Origin of the sequence: Corallococcus sp. CA053C (assembly GCF_003611675.1) — a bacterium.
In the GTDB taxonomy this organism is placed as follows: Bacteria; Myxococcota; Myxococcia; order Myxococcales; family Myxococcaceae; genus Corallococcus.
This window is the reverse complement of the sequence record NZ_RAWA01000057.1, coordinates 17,203-32,862: the sequence shown is the minus strand read 5'-3', so window position 1 is coordinate 32,862 and position 15,660 is coordinate 17,203. Positions and strand designations below refer to the sequence as shown.

General features: G+C 68.1%; 14 protein-coding genes and 1 tRNA gene. 10 read left to right on the top strand and 5 right to left on the bottom strand.

What is annotated here, in order from left to right; all coding sequences use genetic code 11:
* The 3 genes from D7V97_RS10750 to D7V97_RS10740 all read right to left on the bottom strand — a co-directional run.
* A partial coding sequence (locus tag D7V97_RS10750; RefSeq protein WP_304988502.1) for an Ada metal-binding domain-containing protein occupies positions 1-161 on the bottom strand: 161 nt, incomplete at its 3' end.
* Between the two features lie 120 nt (positions 162-281).
* Positions 282-355: transfer RNA gene (locus D7V97_RS10745), tRNA-Ile, on the bottom strand.
* A gap of 265 nt (positions 356-620) precedes the next feature.
* The gene (locus tag D7V97_RS10740) at positions 621-1,247 is read right to left on the bottom strand and encodes a hypothetical protein (protein WP_120610521.1); all 627 of its coding nucleotides are present in this window, start codon (positions 1,245-1,247) and stop codon (positions 621-623) included.
* A 385-nt stretch (positions 1,248-1,632) separates the two neighbouring features.
* Between D7V97_RS10740 and D7V97_RS10735 the strand changes: the two genes are divergently transcribed.
* Positions 1,633-2,328, top strand: a complete 696-nt coding sequence (locus D7V97_RS10735) for a superoxide dismutase (RefSeq protein WP_120610524.1) — start codon at positions 1,633-1,635, stop codon at positions 2,326-2,328.
* A 15-nt stretch (positions 2,329-2,343) separates the two neighbouring features.
* Here the strand turns inward: D7V97_RS10735 and D7V97_RS10730 are convergent, their stop codons facing one another.
* Complete coding sequence (locus D7V97_RS10730; protein WP_233582644.1) at positions 2,344-3,411, bottom strand: DMT family transporter; 1,068 nt, start codon at positions 3,409-3,411, stop codon at positions 2,344-2,346.
* A gap of 318 nt (positions 3,412-3,729) precedes the next feature.
* On the opposite strand from D7V97_RS10730, the gene D7V97_RS10725 reads away from it, so the two are divergent.
* The 9 genes from D7V97_RS10725 (at position 3,730) to D7V97_RS10685 (ending at position 13,035) form a co-directional block, all read left to right on the top strand.
* Positions 3,730-4,533: a hypothetical protein gene (locus D7V97_RS10725; RefSeq protein WP_147444768.1), complete on the top strand. Its 804-nt coding sequence runs from the start codon at positions 3,730-3,732 to the stop codon at positions 4,531-4,533.
* Positions 4,534-4,870: 337 nt separating this feature from the next.
* Positions 4,871-5,854, top strand: coding sequence for a phosphate/phosphite/phosphonate ABC transporter substrate-binding protein (gene phnD, locus D7V97_RS10720; RefSeq protein ID WP_120610519.1), 984 nt, complete (start codon positions 4,871-4,873; stop codon positions 5,852-5,854).
* Between the two features lie 46 nt (positions 5,855-5,900).
* The gene (locus D7V97_RS10715; RefSeq protein ID WP_120610518.1) at positions 5,901-7,178 is read left to right on the top strand and encodes an ABC transporter substrate-binding protein; all 1,278 of its coding nucleotides are present in this window, start codon (positions 5,901-5,903) and stop codon (positions 7,176-7,178) included.
* Positions 7,179-7,198: 20 nt separating this feature from the next.
* Entirely contained in the window at positions 7,199-8,797 is a 1,599-nt protein-coding gene (locus D7V97_RS10710) for a methyl-accepting chemotaxis protein (RefSeq protein WP_147444767.1), read from the top strand.
* A gap of 108 nt (positions 8,798-8,905) precedes the next feature.
* A complete protein-coding gene (locus D7V97_RS10705; RefSeq protein WP_120610516.1) occupies positions 8,906-10,174 on the top strand; it encodes a glycosyltransferase in 1,269 nt (422 codons plus the stop codon).
* A 116-nt stretch (positions 10,175-10,290) separates the two neighbouring features.
* Positions 10,291-10,938: a DUF6484 domain-containing protein gene (locus tag D7V97_RS10700; RefSeq protein ID WP_368668896.1), complete on the top strand. Its 648-nt coding sequence runs from the start codon at positions 10,291-10,293 to the stop codon at positions 10,936-10,938.
* A gap of 17 nt (positions 10,939-10,955) precedes the next feature.
* Complete coding sequence (locus D7V97_RS10695) at positions 10,956-11,633, top strand: AHH domain-containing protein (RefSeq protein ID WP_120610514.1); 678 nt, start codon at positions 10,956-10,958, stop codon at positions 11,631-11,633.
* Positions 11,634-11,650: 17 nt separating this feature from the next.
* Positions 11,651-12,259 carry a DUF1629 domain-containing protein gene (locus D7V97_RS10690; protein WP_120610513.1) on the top strand — a complete coding sequence of 203 codons (609 nt, stop codon included), beginning with the start codon at positions 11,651-11,653 and terminating at the stop codon, positions 12,257-12,259.
* 35 nt (positions 12,260-12,294) lie between these two features.
* On the top strand, positions 12,295-13,035 hold the full coding sequence (locus D7V97_RS10685; protein WP_120610512.1) for an Imm49 family immunity protein: 741 nt from the start codon (positions 12,295-12,297) through the stop codon (positions 13,033-13,035).
* Between the two features lie 9 nt (positions 13,036-13,044).
* Here the strand turns inward: D7V97_RS10685 and D7V97_RS10680 are convergent, their stop codons facing one another.
* Positions 13,045-15,636: a TIGR02270 family protein gene (locus D7V97_RS10680; protein WP_158623327.1), complete on the bottom strand. Its 2,592-nt coding sequence runs from the start codon at positions 15,634-15,636 to the stop codon at positions 13,045-13,047.
* Positions 15,637-15,660 lie beyond the last annotated feature (24 nt).

Sequence of the window (15,660 nt, the reverse complement as noted above, 5' to 3'; positions counted from 1 at the left end):
GAGGGGTAGAAGGTGCAGTTCTCGAAGCGGGGGGCGCGGGCCGGGCAGACGGGGCGGCAGTAGATGCGCGTCGTCTTCACGGCCGTGAAGAAGCGCCCGTCGAAGCGGGTGTCCCGCGTGGTGAGCGCGCGATAGCAGGCGGCGGGGTCCAGGCCGTTCATGGGGCCAAGCTCCCACAGGGGACCCGGGCTGTCTGGCCGTTTTCGGACATGGACGTCCCCCGGAGCGACGGGCCGGAAAAAACGATGCCCCGTCCCCAGGAGAACCCGGGGACGGGGCAGTGGCCAGGGTCGGACTTGAACCGACTACCTGCGGATTATGAGACCGCCGCTCTAACCAGGTGAGCTACCTGGCCGTGAAGCCCCGCCCCTATATCGAGCCGGCCGCGTCGTCGCAAGAACTTCGAAACGGGGCCCTCCGGCACCGTAGGACCCGATCCTTCCTGAAGGAGTCTGTACCCGCTGACCTTCGGCACGGTGCCCCCCTGCCCGGGGGGCGTCCCAGCACCTCCCAGGCCTCCGCATTGTGCGGGGGCAGGGTCGGAAGGCCGAAGCAAGGATCCGCTGGAAGCCCTGGACCGCTTGCGTCCAGTGCGGGGAGGCGCCCGCACCCCGCGAGCATCAAGTCATCACTTCGCGGTTTCGAGAGAAGATCAGCCCCGTTCTCTGGACCGCACCCACGCATAGGAAATCGCCGGAGTCGAAGCCGACATGGAGGACTCGCTGGGCGGCATCCCCCAGGAGCGTGGGCCCCATGAGCTTTGCGACGTGCCTGACAGCGAGCGCGGCGTACGCCAGGCACAAGGGGTATTCGGCGTCGTTCCCAAGGCCGTTCTCGCGCCCGTAAGCCACGCGATGAATGGCATCAAGGACGGCGGAGTTCGCGTCGGGCGTGTCCTCGCCCCAGCGCTGCCTGAAAAGCCAGTCAGGGTCATTCGCACTGTAGGGTGCCCCGATAAGATGAAGGTCCGCGGTGACGCGGCCCTGCACGACCGGGTTGAAGAGGCCAAACCACAGACCCGTCACCAGCGCTGGCGGTGGCATCGGCCGCATGACGGTTTCGAGCCACCGCTGGAGCTGTTGGAGATCGCCCCCGATATCCAGTGAACGAAGAGCGGACCAGTCCGGGTGAGGGCGTGCGGTTTCGCAGAATTGAATGACACGCAGGAGTCCTTCCGTGACGGGGACGTCCGACTTCACCACGCGCTCAATTTCACTGAAGAGCCTACCGACGTTGTAGGAGCCCATGGAGTCACTCTACCTGCTGGACATCTCTCCGGGATGCGAGCGGTAGCTTTCGCCATGGCTCTGACGTGGAGCCCAAGCCCCTCTGGCCGCTGCCGGGTATCACGGAGACGGGGGCGCAGCAGGAGGAGGCGCGTCCTCATCTCGCACCCACCGGGCGGGCAGCCTCCGCCTCCGGTGTCTATGAGCGCAGCGGCTCCAGGACCTGTCCCATGGAAGACGAACCTGCCGGTGCGCTGACGGGGCCAACGCGTCCCGGCGCCAACAGTCCTCGCTCTGGGCATGGGGGAGGTGCCGGCGGCTTCGTCCTACGCTCGAACCCGGACGTGTCCTTGCCTTGCTGAAGCCGGGGGTTGCGATGAATCGACGTGAGCTGATGACCGGAGTGATGGCTGCGGGTACCACCCTCCTGCTCACCACGGAAGGGCATGCGGCGGCCGAGCCCGCGCGTCCGCCCGCAGTCCCCCCGAGCCCCGGCAAGCACGCGGTGGTGCCACTGCCCTTCAACCCGACGAAGCTCAAGGGGCTCTCGGAGAAGCTCCTCCGCAGCCACCACGAGAACAACTACGGCGGAGCGGTGAAGAACCTCAACAAGGTGGAGGAGGAGCTGGCGCGCGTGACGAAGGACACGCCGGGCTTCCTGGTCGGTGGGCTGAAGGAGCGCGAGCTGACCTTCACGAACTCGATGATCCTCCATGAGGCGTACTTCGGGAACCTCGGCGGGGACGGCAAGGCGGGCGGCTCCATCCAGAAGCTGCTCGCGGCGACGCATGGGGACTTCGGCAAGTGGGAGGAGCAGTTCCGGGCCACCGGCGCCAGCCTGAGCGGCGGGAGTGGCTGGGTCCTCCTCATGTACAACTTCCACTCCGGCCAACCCCAGACGTACTGGAGCGGCAATCACAGTCAGGCCCTGGCCCAGGGCTACCCGTTGCTCGTCATGGATATGTATGAGCACGCCTATCAGATGGACTACGGCGCGGCCGCCGCCCGCTACATCGACGCCTTCTTCCAGAACGTGAGCTGGGACGCGGTGAATGCCCGCCTGGAGCGGGCCCAGAAGGCCGCAATGGCATTGCGAGGATGAGCTCCTAGCGCCCGGTCAATGCTTGTGGCGGTGGTGCAGGTCCGACACGTGCGGGTGTTCATGCGTGACGGGCTCGTGCCGGTGCGGATGACTGTGGGGCTCCGTGGGGTCCGTGCCAGGGGGATGTGCGTGCGGATGGTGCGCATCGTGGACGTGCAGGTGCTCGTGCTCCAGCGCCGCGTGCGTGTGCATGTGGCCGTGTCGCTCGCGCAGCAGCAGGACGACGCCCGCGGCCATCAACGCGCCCGCCAGCAGGTCCAGGGGGCGCAGCCGCTCGCCGAGCAGGGGCACCGCCACCAGGGCCCCCACGAAGGGCGCCGTGGCGAAGTACGCGGCCTCGCGCGCCGCGCCCAGCAGGCGCAGGGCATAGGCATCCAGGACGATGGACAATCCATAGCTCGCGAAGCCGAGCACCAGGGCCCCGCCCAGCACCTGCGCGGCGGGGAAGGGCTGCCCCGTGAGCCACGCCAGCACGAGCGTGCACACGCCGGAGCCGAGCGCCTTGGTGCGCACGAGCGCGAGCGGATCCTTCAGGGACAGCCGCTGGGTGAGGTTGTTGTCCACGGCCCAGGCCAGACATGCGCCAGCAATGGACAGCACGCCGAGCACATCTCCGTGCAGCTCCCCCTCCTGGAAACCCAGCACCGCCGTGCCCGCCATGACGAAGCCCGCGGCCAGCGCACCGGCACGGCCCAGGTGCTCACCGAAGACGAGCAGCGCCAGGAGGATGGTGAAGGGCCCCTCCAGGTTGAGCAGCAGTGAGGACGTGACACCGGAGAGACGTTGCAGCCCCACCAGCATCAGCACTGGCCCGAGCACCCCGCCGCACAGGATGACCCCGAGTAGCAGGGGGACGTCCTTTCGCCCGAGCCGGGCCTCGCGTCCGGAAGCGCCTGAGCCGCGCAGGCGCCGCAGTGCCTCCAGGCCCGCCAGTCCAAGCCCGCCTCCCAGGTAGAGGAGCGAGGCCAGCACCAGGGGCGTACTGGAGGGCAGCAGCAGCTTCGCCACGGGCGCGCTGAGCCCGAAGAGCGCCGCGGCGGACAGCCCCAGCACCGCGCCCTTCACCCGTGGAGACACCGCCATGGTTCCTCCTCCGTCCACCCAGGGCCCCAACACCCGCAGGTGCTCCCGCCTTCGTCAAGAAGCGCACCCGGGAGCCGCTCGGCCGCTTCGGCGGGCCACCGGCACACCCTGCGGTCGCGGTGCCCGGGGGGAACGTCTCAGGTGAAGCAGCAGGTCGCCGAGGTTGATGCGGCTGTGACACCCATGAAAACGCTATCGGTGTAGGTCAGGGCCACTGGCTCAACAGACGGGCCGGTTTCTGTCTTGCAGGGCACCCTTGATAGGATGCGGATTGCCGTGGCGCAGAGCCGCGGAACTGAATTCAAGCGGGGGGGGGACATGCAATTGGAGAAATGGGCCGAGCGGCGCATCCTCATCTTGGGGATGACCTATCCGAGCTATTCGCGCAAGTACTTGGAGAATGTCTGCACGGGCGGCTTGGACAGCGAGACCCTGCAGATGGTGCGCCTTCATCCAATTCCACTTCGCTACATGGAAGAAGGGAGCCGCTTCCATAGCTTCCAATGGATTTCGGCCCGGGTGATGCCGCACCAGAGTGACCCGCGCCCCGAGAGTCTCCGCGTGGAACCAGACTCCATCCGCGTGGGGCAGCAGATTCCCGCCGCACAGATGCAGGAACGGGTGCGCCTGCTTCGCAAATCGCCGAGCCGTGTCCGCTCCGTGGAGGAACTTCATGCACTGGAGAAATCAGAGCATCGCTCCCTGGGCATCGTGCAGCCCAAGGAGATCACAGGCATCCGGTTGCGGCCCAAGACGGAAGCGGATCGGCGCGACTGGCTGAGGATCGAGCGGCTCCTTTTCCGGCAGCAGGCAATGTTTGGGACACCGAAACGGCTCGACTTTCCCGAGGTAGACTTCGTCGTTTCCTGGCTGTGCGACGACCCGACCTGCAAGGGACACGAGAAAGGGTTGAAGAAGTGGGACCTTCATGAGCTGTACCGCAAGCTCAAAGGGGATCCGATGCGCGACGAGAAGACCCTGGAAATGATGCGCAATCAGCTCAACCTCAAGGAACGCGAGGTCTTCTTCTTCCTGGGCAGTTTCCGTCGTCGGATGTACCAGTTTGGCCTGATGGACACGTTCAGCGCACCCATCGAGCGGCAGCGGTCACTCTTCGAGTGACGGCAAGTGGGGGCCCCTGGTTCACGATCGTGACGATGATGTTCTCGGGCTTGATGTCCCGGACCTGGGAGCACGGTTGGACACGGTGAAACAACGGGGCCGGCTCCGCTAGCGACTGTCCGCCCGCCCGGAGGACCTGGCGAGCAGCAAGCGGGATGACACCCGGGTCCCCGCAGACCATTGGTCCTTCCAGACCCCTGGCCCGAGCACCCAGGCCACTGCTTTGTCATTGGCGGGGCATGGGGCCCCTGGCTTGCGGTGTTTCAGATGTGTTACGAAAGTGTCACGACAGAGTAACAAAACGGCCCCTGTCCACTCAGCAGCCCCCCGAGTCCCCATGACGCCCGCTCCTGCTGTTCTCCGCTTCTCGAAGCGTCGCCCCCCGTTTGCCCGGATGGCCACGCTGCTCCTGTCCCTCGGGGTGTCCGCGGCAAGCCTTCCCGCCCGGGCCCAGGCTCCCGCTCCCAAGAGTGCGCCTGCTCCCAAGGTTGCTCCCGCTGCTTCCACGAAGGTGCGCATGGCCATGACCGCCGCGTTCGTGTCGGAGAGCGGCATGCCCGTCTATGGGCGCATCGCCACGTACCTCAGCAAGAAGCTCGGCGCGGAGGTCAGCTTCATCACCGGGCAGTCCTACGGGGACGTGGACAAGATGCTCGATGCGGGCTCCGTCGAGGTCGCCTTCGTCTGCGGGCTGCCCTACGTCCTCAAGCACGACGCGAACAAGGACTCCGTGTCCCTCATCGCCGCGCCGGTGATGAAGGCCGCGCGCTACGCCAACAAGCCCAAGTACTTCTCCGACCTGATCGTCCGAAAGGACAGCAAGTTCAAGAAGCTGGAGGACCTGCGCGGCGCGACCTTCGTCTACAACGAGGAGACCTCGAACTCGGGCTACAACCTGCCCCGCTACAAGATGCTGAAGCTGGGCCTGACCCAGGGCTTCTTCGGCAAGGTCCTCCGCTCGGGCTCCCATGAGGAGTCCATCCGCCTGGTGGCCACCGGCAAGGCGGATGCGAGCTATGTGGACAGCCTGGTCCTCGACTTCGACCGGGAGACCAGCAACGGCTGGGCCAGCGAGGTGAAGGTCATCGACTCGCTCGGGCCCGCGGGCATTCCCCCGGTGGTCGTCTCCGGCAAGGTGTCCGCGGAGCTCCGCCAGCGCATCAAGCAGGCCCTCCTCACGATGAACAAGGATCCGGATGGGCGCCGCATCCTCGATGACGCGCTGGTCGACCGCTTCGCCGAGGTGGACGACAGCAACTACAACGACGTCCGTCAGCAGTACCAGGCGGCCGTGAAGGCGGGCTTCACCACGATCAAGTGACGGGCCCTCCGCGCCCCCACCCGGCCCCCTTTAATTGGAACTGCGCATGAGTCCGAGTCCACGACGCGATGTGAAGCGCCCCAGGGCCTGGGCCCGCTGGCTGCTGCTGGGCGCCCTGACGTGTGCCGGGGCAGCCCTGGCCGACCCGGGGGTGAGCGCGACGGAGGTGGTGCTCGGTCAGCCCGCCGCGTTCAGTGGACCGTCCGCGGGGCTCGGGGTGGAGATGTGGCGCGGGGCCTCGGCGGCCTTCGCGGAGGCCAACGCCGCTGGCGGCGTCCACGGCCGGAGGGTCCGCATCGTCGCGGCCGACGACGCGTTCAATCCCGAGCAGGCTGCCCCGGCCGCGCTGCGGCTGCTCAAGGAACAGCAGGTCTTCGCCCTCTTCGGCGGGGTGGGGGATGCCACGCTGATGAAGGTCCTCCCGGTGCTGCTGCGCGCCTCGCAGCGGGAGCAGGCCCTCTACTTCGCCCCGGCGTCGGGCGCCCAGCCGCAGCGCGAGCCACCCTGGGAGACGGCTGTGTTCAACGTCCGGGCCTCCTACCGCCAGGAGATCCGCGCCATCGTGGATGCCTTCATCGCGCTGGGCCGCCGCCGCATCGGACTGTTCGTCCAGAACGACGCCTTCGGTGCCATTGGCCGGGACGCCATCCTCCGCGCCCTCCAGGACTACGGCATCAAGCCGGTGGCGGATGCCACCTACCGCAAGGGGCAGGACTACGCCACCAGCACCCGTCCGCAGCTCGACGTGCTGCGCGCCGGCGGAGCGGACGTCATCATCGCCATCGGGACCTCCCAGGCCTGCGCCGCGCTGATTCGCGACGCGCGCCTGTCCGGCTGGGACATCCCCATCCACAGCCCCTCCGTGGTGGGCGCGGATGCGCTCGTCTCGCTGCTTCGCGACGAGGAGCAGCGCGTGCACAAGCCGCTGTTGGACAACCTCATCTTCACCCAGGTCGTCCCGTCCTACGACGACACGGGCCTCGAGCTCGTCCAGCAGTACCGGGCCGCCATGGAGCGCTACCGCCCCACGGCCCCCGCGGGAGTGGGGGGCGGCTATACACCGCCCGCGCTCTACAGCTTCGGTTCGCTGGAGGGCTACCTCAGCGCCCGGGCGTTCCTGGCCGTCCTGGACAAGGCGGGCCCGGAGCTGACACGCCAGCGATTCCATGAGACGGCCGAGGCGATGGGGAAGTTCGACCTGGGGCTGCGCGCCGTCGGGGAGCTGTCGCCCACCCGGCACCAGGTGTTGAGCAAGGTCTGGTTCACCTATTTCACGGCCGACGGCTGGCGGACGACGTCCGCGCCAGGGACGGTGCTTCGTTGAGCGGCCTGGGGGAGGGACGCGTGCTTCCGTGGAACCCGCTGTCGCTGCGGTTGGGGCTCGCCGCCAAGCTGCTGCTCATCAGCGCGGGCGTGACGTTCCTGGTCTGCGTGACGTTGATGCTCCAGGCCTCCTCCCGGCTGACCACGACGATGCGGAGCGCCTTCGCCGTGAATGGAGAGGCGCTCGCGCTGTCCCTGGCCTCGGCCGCCGAGCAGAGCGCGGGCGGGAACATCGCCCTGCTCCAGAGCGCCATCGACTCCGGCCAGACGCTCGCCAACGTTCGCTACATCTACATCGAGGAGTCCGATGGAACGATTGTCGCGCACACCTTTGTCCCGACCTTTCCCGTGGGCATCGAGCGCTTCAATCCCGTGGCCCTCGGTGAGCTGTCGGACGGCACGCGGGTGAAGGTGAACCCCGGCCTGGAGTTCACGGCCTACGGCGATCACATCCGCGCCATCGACGTGGCGGCCCCCATCTCCGGCGGGGCGCTGGGCACGGTGCACGTCGGCATGGACCTCGACGCCATCGCGGCGGAGGTCGCTTCCCTGCGCTGGGCGCTGGCCCTCGGGGCGGGCGTCATCCTGCTGCTCGGGGTGCTGCTGAGCTACTTCGCCTACAACCTCATGCTGCTGCGCCCCTTGCGGCACCTGGCGCAGGTCACGGGCCGCATCGTCGAATCCAATGACCTGGCGCAGGTCGTGACGGTGACCTCGCGGGACGAGCTGGGCCAGTTGGCGGGCTCGTTCTCGAAGATGGTGGAGAAGTTGCGGCAGTTTCAATCCAGCCTCCGCGGCTCCGTGAGCGTGCTGAAGGACTCGGCGAGCCGGCTGGACGCGGACACCTCCGAGCAGAGCGCGATGATCAACCGGCAGGCCGCGGCCCTGCAGCAGACGCGCGTCACCATCGAGGAGATCAACCAGACCTCCCAGATGGCGTCTGGCCGCGCGAAGTCCATCCTCGAGGTGGCGGAGCGCGCGGACGAGGTGGTCCGCACCGGCGAGGACGCGCTCCAGCAGACCCTGGGCGGGCTCAATGAAATCCAGGGGGTCGTCCAGCAGATGGCGCAGATGATCACCCAGCTGGGGGAGCGGACCGCGCAGATCCACGGCATCGCGGAGACCGTGAGGCAGCTGGGCGCCCAGTCCAACATGCTGGCCATCAACGCCGCCATCGAGGCGGCCCGGGCCGGTGAGTCCGGCCGGAGCTTCGGCGTCGTCGCCCGGGAGATCCGTGCGCTGGCGGATCAGTCCATGCGCGAGACGCACCGGGTGACCACCATCCTCTCGGAGGTGGGGGACACCGTGGCTCAGGCCGTGAAGAACTCGGAGAACGGCGCGCTGCGACTGCAGGTGGGGTTGGCCCAGGTGGCGGTGTCCGGCGACAAGCTCCGGGAGCTGTCCGGCATCCTCACGGAGAGCACCTCGGGCGTGAGGCAGATCGCCGCTGCGGTGAGCCAGCAGAGCCTGGGGGTGGATGAGATCTTCACCGCGCTCAATAGCCTGGACGCGATGATGGTGGAGACCACACCCCGGGTCGCCTCCACCCAGAAGGCCGCCAGTGCCTTGAAGGACCTCTCCGTGAACGTGTCCGAGCTGGTGAGCCACTACAACGCCTGAGCGCCGCGCGGGCCGTCTGGTCTGTACAGGACGCAAGGCCTGTCTTGCGGGGCCGTTGTCGCCGGGGCGAAGTCGCGGTGGCGTGGGGTGCCATCCGAGGGCCTCTCCATGCCGTCGAACCGCCTGCTCATCTTCAGCCCCACGGCCTTCCACCCCGCGGGCCACCAGCAGTCATACCTCACCGGGCTGGGTGACGCGCTCGCGCGCCGGGGCATGGAGGTCCACGTCCATGGTCTGGCGGGGAGCGTGCGCTACCCCGCGTCCATCGTCCCGCACATGGTCGGGAAGGACACGGGGTCGGGGTTCCGTTCGGAGTACCGCGAGCGGTGGGGGCCCCTGGGGGACGTGGTGTGGGGCACCGCGCGCCTCACCCGCCAGCTGCGCCTGCTGAACGCGTTGGAGCACGTGCACGACGCGCTCGGGGGGCCGCCGCTGCTGTTCGAGACCTTCGAGTACCTCTCGCTGGCGGCGCACCTGTCGCGGGCGCCCCGGGCGCACCGGCGGTTCTGCATCTTCCACGATACGCACTTCAACCTGACGCACGCCTCGCCGCTCGCGGGCGCCTACAAGCTGCTGGCCCGCCCCTTCGCGCGGCACATCCTGCGCAGCGTGGACAGGTGCTTCGTGCACGCCTCCGGGATGCGGGAGAACCTGCTGGAGAACCTGGACCCCGGGCAGGGCTGCGCCGACAAGGTCGAGGTGCTTCCCTATGGCGCGCCCCATCCCGACACCCTGACCTCCGTGGACCGCGCCACGGCACGGGCCGGGCTGGGCCTCCAAACGCAGCGCAAGCTGGCGCTCGCGTTCGGCACCCTGCGCGCCGACAAGTGCTTCCGGCTCGTCTTCGAGGCCCTGGCGCGCCGTCCCGAATGGGAGCTGCTCATCGCGGGGCCGGAGGGCGACGTGTCGTACCGGGAGCTCCAGGCCCTCATCGAACAGACGCGAGTCCGTGAGCGGGTGCACCTGTTCCCTGGCTTCGTCCCCATGGAGGAGCACCCCCGGTTCTTCTGGGCCGCGGACGCGGTGCTGAATCTCTACGACGAGAGCATCCGCCACGAGAGCGGGACGGCGCACCTGGCCCGCGCCTTCCTGCGTCCGATCATCGCGGGAGGCCCCCCGGACCTCCACCGCTACGTGCAGGAGACAGGGGCCGGCTGGTCCGTGGCGCCCCTGACGGCCGGGCGCCTCGCGGAGGTGCTCGGGCAGGCCGCCCGGCTCGGAGAGGCGGAGCGCAGGGAGATGGAGCAGCGCATCCACGCCGCGGCGGTCGAGCGCTCCTGGGATGCCGTGGCGTCGCGGGTGGTGACAGCGCTGGGGCCAGGTGGAGACTTCCCCTCGCGGACGTCAGTGTCTGGGCAAGCCGTGCATTCGCAATGATGTACGTCCGTGCGAACTTTGACTTGCTGCTTCGCCGGGTGCTACTCACACTCTGAGTCCGTCCATCCCACGATGTGCAGCAGCTCCACGAGACGAGGCCATGCCTCGCCGCTGCGATGGTGGCAGGCGGGTGTGCGGGACGGTGTGTGACAGAGGCCCTGAGTAGCCTGGCAGCAACTGCGTCGCTGAGGTTTGCCATGTCTTCACCTGACGATAGCGGTACGCCTGACAAGCAAGCCCGCACCGAGTCGCAACAGCCCATCCTCGGGCCGCGCGTCGGGCGACTGGTCGGCGTGAGCCTGGAGGGCCTGCCGCTGGTGCAGTTCGAAGGTTGCCCCGGACCGGTCCTGGCACGGAACTTTGTAGCGCTCGACATGACACAGCTCCGCGTGGCCGCAGGGGAGCAGCGGCAGGCCGTCCTGCTCTTCGAGGAGGGTGACCCGGCGCGGCCCCTGCTTGTCGCCCTGGAGCAGGGCTCCGGTACGCCCTCCCTGCTGGAACAGCTCCTGGAGGACGCGGCCCGTCCCGGAAGCTCCGAGACTCCCGCGCCCGCTGAACCCGCGCCCGCCACGGAAACCAGGGCAAGGAACTCCGTGCCGGAGGATCGTGTCGTCCTGGGCGCCCAGCGGGAGCTCGTGCTTCAGGTGGGCGAGGCGAGCATCACGCTGCGCAGGGACGGCACCATCCTCCTGCGAGGCGTCCGGGTGGAGAGCCGCGCCTCGGGGCTCCAGCTCATCCGCGGTGGTAAAATCGAGTTGAACTGAGTCCTACGGAGACACGCATGGGAAAGCACCTCTCGGGCGCGGGCAAGTTGAAGGCACGGCTCAAGCGCGATCACGACTACCGGAACAAGGGCTACAAGCACATCAAGGGAAGTGGAGGGCGGAAGTTCGTCTACGGGAATCTGGAGGTCATCCAGAACGTGCTCCAGACCCGTGGCACGCGTGCCCGTGACAAGGGGGTGAAGGCGGGTAGCAGGCTTCACGCTCGGCGCTACACCTTCACGCATGGCAACAACTTCCAGATCGGCCAGTCCCCTTACGTCAACCAGGGGCATCACCTGCTTCCGGAAGAGGCGTTCTCCTACTTCGAAAGCGACCAACTCCGGATGCTCCAGGGGGTGGACTACAACATCAACAACGGGGAGAACATCATCTTCCTCCCCGCGAGGCAGCGCGACTCGGAGTTCCACCAGCTGCCGTTCCACCAGGGCAGTCATCCCGCCTATACCGAGCAGGTCGACGAGGACATGGAGGGAGTCAGACGCGCATTGGATGAGGCCCTGAAGAATGACAAGAAGCACAAGGAGTGGAATCCTCCCGAGGCTCTCAAGGACCGACTGATGAATCTCCAGGCGAAATACTGGAGGATGCTGGTTGCCGCCGGTCCCATCTCCATCAACAAGTTCGTGAAGCCTGCGCCCAAGAAGAGGGGCATCACGAAGAGCAAGAAGTCCTGAGCGAGGAGTCGATTCCGGTGAGCTACTACCCCTGGGTGAGAGACGACGAGGACCAGTCCTTTGCGTGGATGGAACCGCTCCGCAAGGACCCGATGGATGGCAATGGCTACCTGCTGACGAAGGGAGTGCCCTGCAAGAATTGGTTTCCGGAGGGGCTCATCTTCGATCTGTCAAAAGAGAAGGGCAGCAAGCTGACGGACAGCATCCCCAATACCTCCGCCCTGCTCGTGGTGTCCACGAAGCTCAAGGGCATCCTGGAGAAGGAGACGCCCCAAGGCACTATTGAGTTCCTGCCGGTGCGTCTGCGCACCCCGCGCAAGAAGACGCTGGACACGCCCTACTTCATCGCCAATGTATTGGGCACCGTGGCTTGCATGGATGCCAAGAAGTCAGACTTCACGATGGACACCATCATCAAGGACCAGGTGGAACATTTCCGGCGGCTGGTGCTCCAGGAAAAGAAGATTCCCAAGGACGCGAAGCTCTTCCGGCTGGCGGAGCAATCCCGGCTCATCCTCATCCGAGAAGATCTGGGTCAAACCATCATCGACGAGGATTGCACCGGGATGATCTTCCAGGAGCTGGAGGACTACGGCTCCGAGTTCCGCGAGCGGGTCGGCACGTAGACGCTCCGCGACCGGCGGAGGACAGGCGACAGCTCATGCTCCAGATGGACCTCATTCGCGAGAACGCGCTCACGGCCGTCGAAGATCTCGAGGACGGCCTCCGCCAGCCCCTGACGCCCCTCCAACGCGAGGAACTGCTGACCCGGCTCTCCACCTATCGCCGTATCGCCGCCATTGGCGCGCTGCTGGCGGAGGCAGACGTCCTGGCGTTCCGCCACGACCTGCGCCTGTCCGCGACGGCCCGCCGGGAGTTGCTGCTCTCCGACTCGGACCCGGCGGCCCCGATCCGGTTCCGCTGCGCCAGTCGGGTGGAGCCCCTGTTCGACGCGCTCGCCGCCGGTGAGATCGGCCTCGCTTGCGACCTCGCCCAGCATTCCCCACCTCGCTGGGTGGCGGACGAGGAGTTCGAGGACGATTTCCGTTACGCCGACTTCTTGCGCGAACACCTGCTCGCGGAGGCGAAGGCTCCTTCTCCAGGTGCCGAGCGGGCGCTCGCGGCCTTCCAGCAATGCTCCGGCGACAGCGGCTCCCCGCGGCTCACCGTGTGTGAGGCGCTTTCCCTCGGCGCGCAGGACGCCTTCGATGCCGCCCTGGAGGACCTGCTTGTCGAGCGCGAGGCGGAGTTCCGGAACAAGGGTCCTCCGCTTCATCCCATGCGCTTCCACACCGAGCGCCACGTCTTCATCGAAGGACTGGCCCTGCTGCGGCTGGCCGAGGAGCGCGGCCTTCGCGTGCAGCCCGAGTACCGGATGATGCCAGGACTCGCCCGGCGCTGACGCCCCACCTCATTGTGCCGTGGGCGCCCGCACGTGGAGCGCTGCCCGCTCCCCCGACCACCCCCAGAGCCATGCCAGGATGCCGGAGGTCGGTGCATGGCCCCGCGCGAAGCTTCGCGCCGCCATGCAGACGGCCAGGGCACCCGTTGCCGCTCCCACGCCGCCCCACGCGTCCACGGGAGCCCACTGGGGCAACTCCCTCAGCGGGAAGCCGTCCATCCGCACCTGGGCGTAGCCCCAGTCCTGGGCTCGCTGCATCGTGCCGTCGACGTCCGTGAAGACAAGGCCCGTCTCCCGCCCCCGGTCCTCCAGGTTCCCGAGCACCTCGGCGAGCACCGACGTCAGCGCGACGCCCAGGTGGGGCTGGCCGGAGAACAGGTGGGCCGGCTCGGAGGCGGAGGCCATCGCATCGATGTACGCGTGGACAGATGCGCTCCGGCGGGCCGCCGTGTCCACCTTCTCCACCAGCACGAAGGCCGCGCACTCCCCTGGCATCAATCCCGCGGGCCGGTTGGGTGTCTTCAGCAATCGCAGTTCTTCCAGCGCGTCCAGCCACTCCGGCTCGACGAGGCTGTCAATCCCTCCCACGATACATCGCTCCACCGCGCCCGACCTCAGCGCGCGCTCCGCCGCGCGCAAGGCGGTGACGAAGCCAGGGGAGTCACCGAAGAAGAGCTCCTGCTGCGAGACACCGCCCGGCAACGTGGCCTGCGCGAGCAGCCGGGGCAGCAGCGTCCGTGAGTACCGCTCCCGTAGCACCTCCGCGAGCAGGGGCTCCTCCTCGGAGACTTCCGCCTCTCCGGAGTCCTCTTCCTGCCCGGAGGCGGCCGCCTCTTGCTTCGCGGCCTCGCGCGCATGCCGTTCCCCGGCGGCGAGGAGGAAGCCGCTCGGCAGGTTGAGGAAGAGGCCTGTCCGGGGGCCTGCGGTCAGCCCGGTCTGGTGGACGAGGTCCGCCAGGGCCGCCACGCCCAGCCGCACCAGCCGTCCCACGCCGCTGAAGCCCTGCGTGAGGTGGGGGATGGAATGCCCCGTGACCGGCAACTCCTCGCCTGAGTCCTCGTCCACGACCGGAGTGCCCTCCATCGCTCCCGGCCGTGCCACGCCGACCCGTGCGGCCGCGCAACTGCCCACCACACCCTCCCCCAGGGACGACACCAGCCCCAGCCCGGTCACCACGAGCGCACCCGGAGGCGGAGGGCGCTCGCGGAACACCGGCGGAAAGAGCGGCGCGTCCTTCACCGGCAATGCCTCCGGGACGGCGACGGTGCGCGACAGCGTGCGGAAGGAGCCCAGGGCCAGGCTCCCACGTATCGCAGGCCGGAGGGCTTGCAGCGCCTTGCATTGCCGCAGCGCCCAGCTTCCAGTGGAAAGCTGGCATGCACCCTGGGTGCGCACGGCCAGCTCCAGTGCCAGCGTCGCGCGCCTGCGCATCGGGCCCGCGGTGAGGGCCTCCAGGAGCGGCTCGGCTCCAAAGGGCTTCCCCGCGAGGTAACGCCCCTGAGGTGGGAAGTTCCCCTGGGCCTCCTTCCACCAGCGCTCCATCCTCTGGGGTTCGGGTAAGGGAAGCGCGGCCTCGGGGCCGAGCGGCGTGGATTCCTCCTCTTCGGGAGCATCCGGCGTCCAGGCCTCACGGGACACCTTGAGGTCCCCGGTGAGGATCAGGCCGGTGATGGCGCAGAAGGCCTCCGCGGCCACGGGCGCGACGGTCTCGTCTCGCATGGCCTCGAGCAGGGGCCCCACGGTGGCAATGCGCCCGCTCAGCCCCAGGGCCCAGAGCGCGTCCCGCCGCAGCGCCGGCTCCGACAGCGCCTGGAGGAGGAGGTCCACGTCCTCGAGGCCGCCGCCCAGCGCGAGCAGCGCCGCGGGCCCACCCCAGCCCGGCCCGCGGCGGCGGACGGCCTCGATACAGGTGTTCCAGGCACCGGAGTGTCCCCGCAGGAAGGCTGTCTCCAGCGCCGCGTTGCGCACCTCCGGCACGTCCGAACCGAGGGCGCGATCCATTGAGAGAGAACTCAGTCGCGTGGGAAAGCGACCGGCGGCACGCAGCACCGCGCAGGCCAGCGGTGCATGGTTCGCGGCGAGGAGCCCGTCCAGGTCTTGAGCGGGATCCGCCTCCCATTGCGTGAGGATGGAGAGCACCCGGGTCTGGACCGCTGGAGTGGCATCCTTCAGGAGCTCGTGCAGCCGAGACACCGCATCCACGCGGCGGGTGAGCTCCAGGGCCCGTGCCGCCCCCTGGCTCGTCGCCTCCACGTCGACACAGAGCGCGGTGAGCACGGCATCGAGCTCTTCCGCTCCACCCTGCATGAGGAGGGCGGAGCATGCGCAGGCGACGGTCTCAAGCTCCTCCGAAGCCAGGGCGGGCCGCAGCAACTTCCGCGTGACTGGTGGTCCGCCCAGCACCAGTGCGTCAAGACAGGCGAGCAGCCGCTGCTCGGGGCCTTCCAGGAGCTCCTGGAGGGTGTAGTCGGGAGCGACCAGCCCCTGTTCGCGTTGTCCCCAGAAGAAGGCGGCATCCGCGAGGAAGTCCCGCGCCATGTCCATTCGGGGCGAGGCATCGTGAGGCGCGGAGGTCGGGCCGGTGAGGCGATGGGCTTTCATGGAGAGCATCCGCGCGTTCTTCCG

What these genes read in the sequence shown, in the direction of transcription:
- D7V97_RS10740 (WP_120610521.1), bottom strand. Translation starts at nt 1,247, where the DNA reads ATGGGCTCCTACAACGTCGGTAGGCTCTTCAGTGAAATTGAGCGCGTG.
- D7V97_RS10735 (WP_120610524.1), top strand. Translation starts at nt 1,633, where the DNA reads ATGGCTGCGGGTACCACCCTCCTGCTCACCACGGAAGGGCATGCGGCG.
- D7V97_RS10730 (WP_233582644.1), bottom strand. Translation starts at nt 3,411, where the DNA reads ATGGCGGTGTCTCCACGGGTGAAGGGCGCGGTGCTGGGGCTGTCCGCC.
- D7V97_RS10725 (WP_147444768.1), top strand. Translation starts at nt 3,730, where the DNA reads ATGCAATTGGAGAAATGGGCCGAGCGGCGCATCCTCATCTTGGGGATG.
- phnD (WP_120610519.1), top strand. Translation starts at nt 4,871, where the DNA reads ATGACGCCCGCTCCTGCTGTTCTCCGCTTCTCGAAGCGTCGCCCCCCG.
- D7V97_RS10715 (WP_120610518.1), top strand. Translation starts at nt 5,901, where the DNA reads ATGAGTCCGAGTCCACGACGCGATGTGAAGCGCCCCAGGGCCTGGGCC.
- D7V97_RS10705 (WP_120610516.1), top strand. Translation starts at nt 8,906, where the DNA reads ATGCCGTCGAACCGCCTGCTCATCTTCAGCCCCACGGCCTTCCACCCC.
- D7V97_RS10700 (WP_368668896.1), top strand. Translation starts at nt 10,291, where the DNA reads ATGGTGGCAGGCGGGTGTGCGGGACGGTGTGTGACAGAGGCCCTGAGT.
- D7V97_RS10695 (WP_120610514.1), top strand. Translation starts at nt 10,956, where the DNA reads ATGGGAAAGCACCTCTCGGGCGCGGGCAAGTTGAAGGCACGGCTCAAG.
- D7V97_RS10685 (WP_120610512.1), top strand. Translation starts at nt 12,295, where the DNA reads ATGCTCCAGATGGACCTCATTCGCGAGAACGCGCTCACGGCCGTCGAA.
- D7V97_RS10680 (WP_158623327.1), bottom strand. Translation starts at nt 15,636, where the DNA reads ATGAAAGCCCATCGCCTCACCGGCCCGACCTCCGCGCCTCACGATGCC.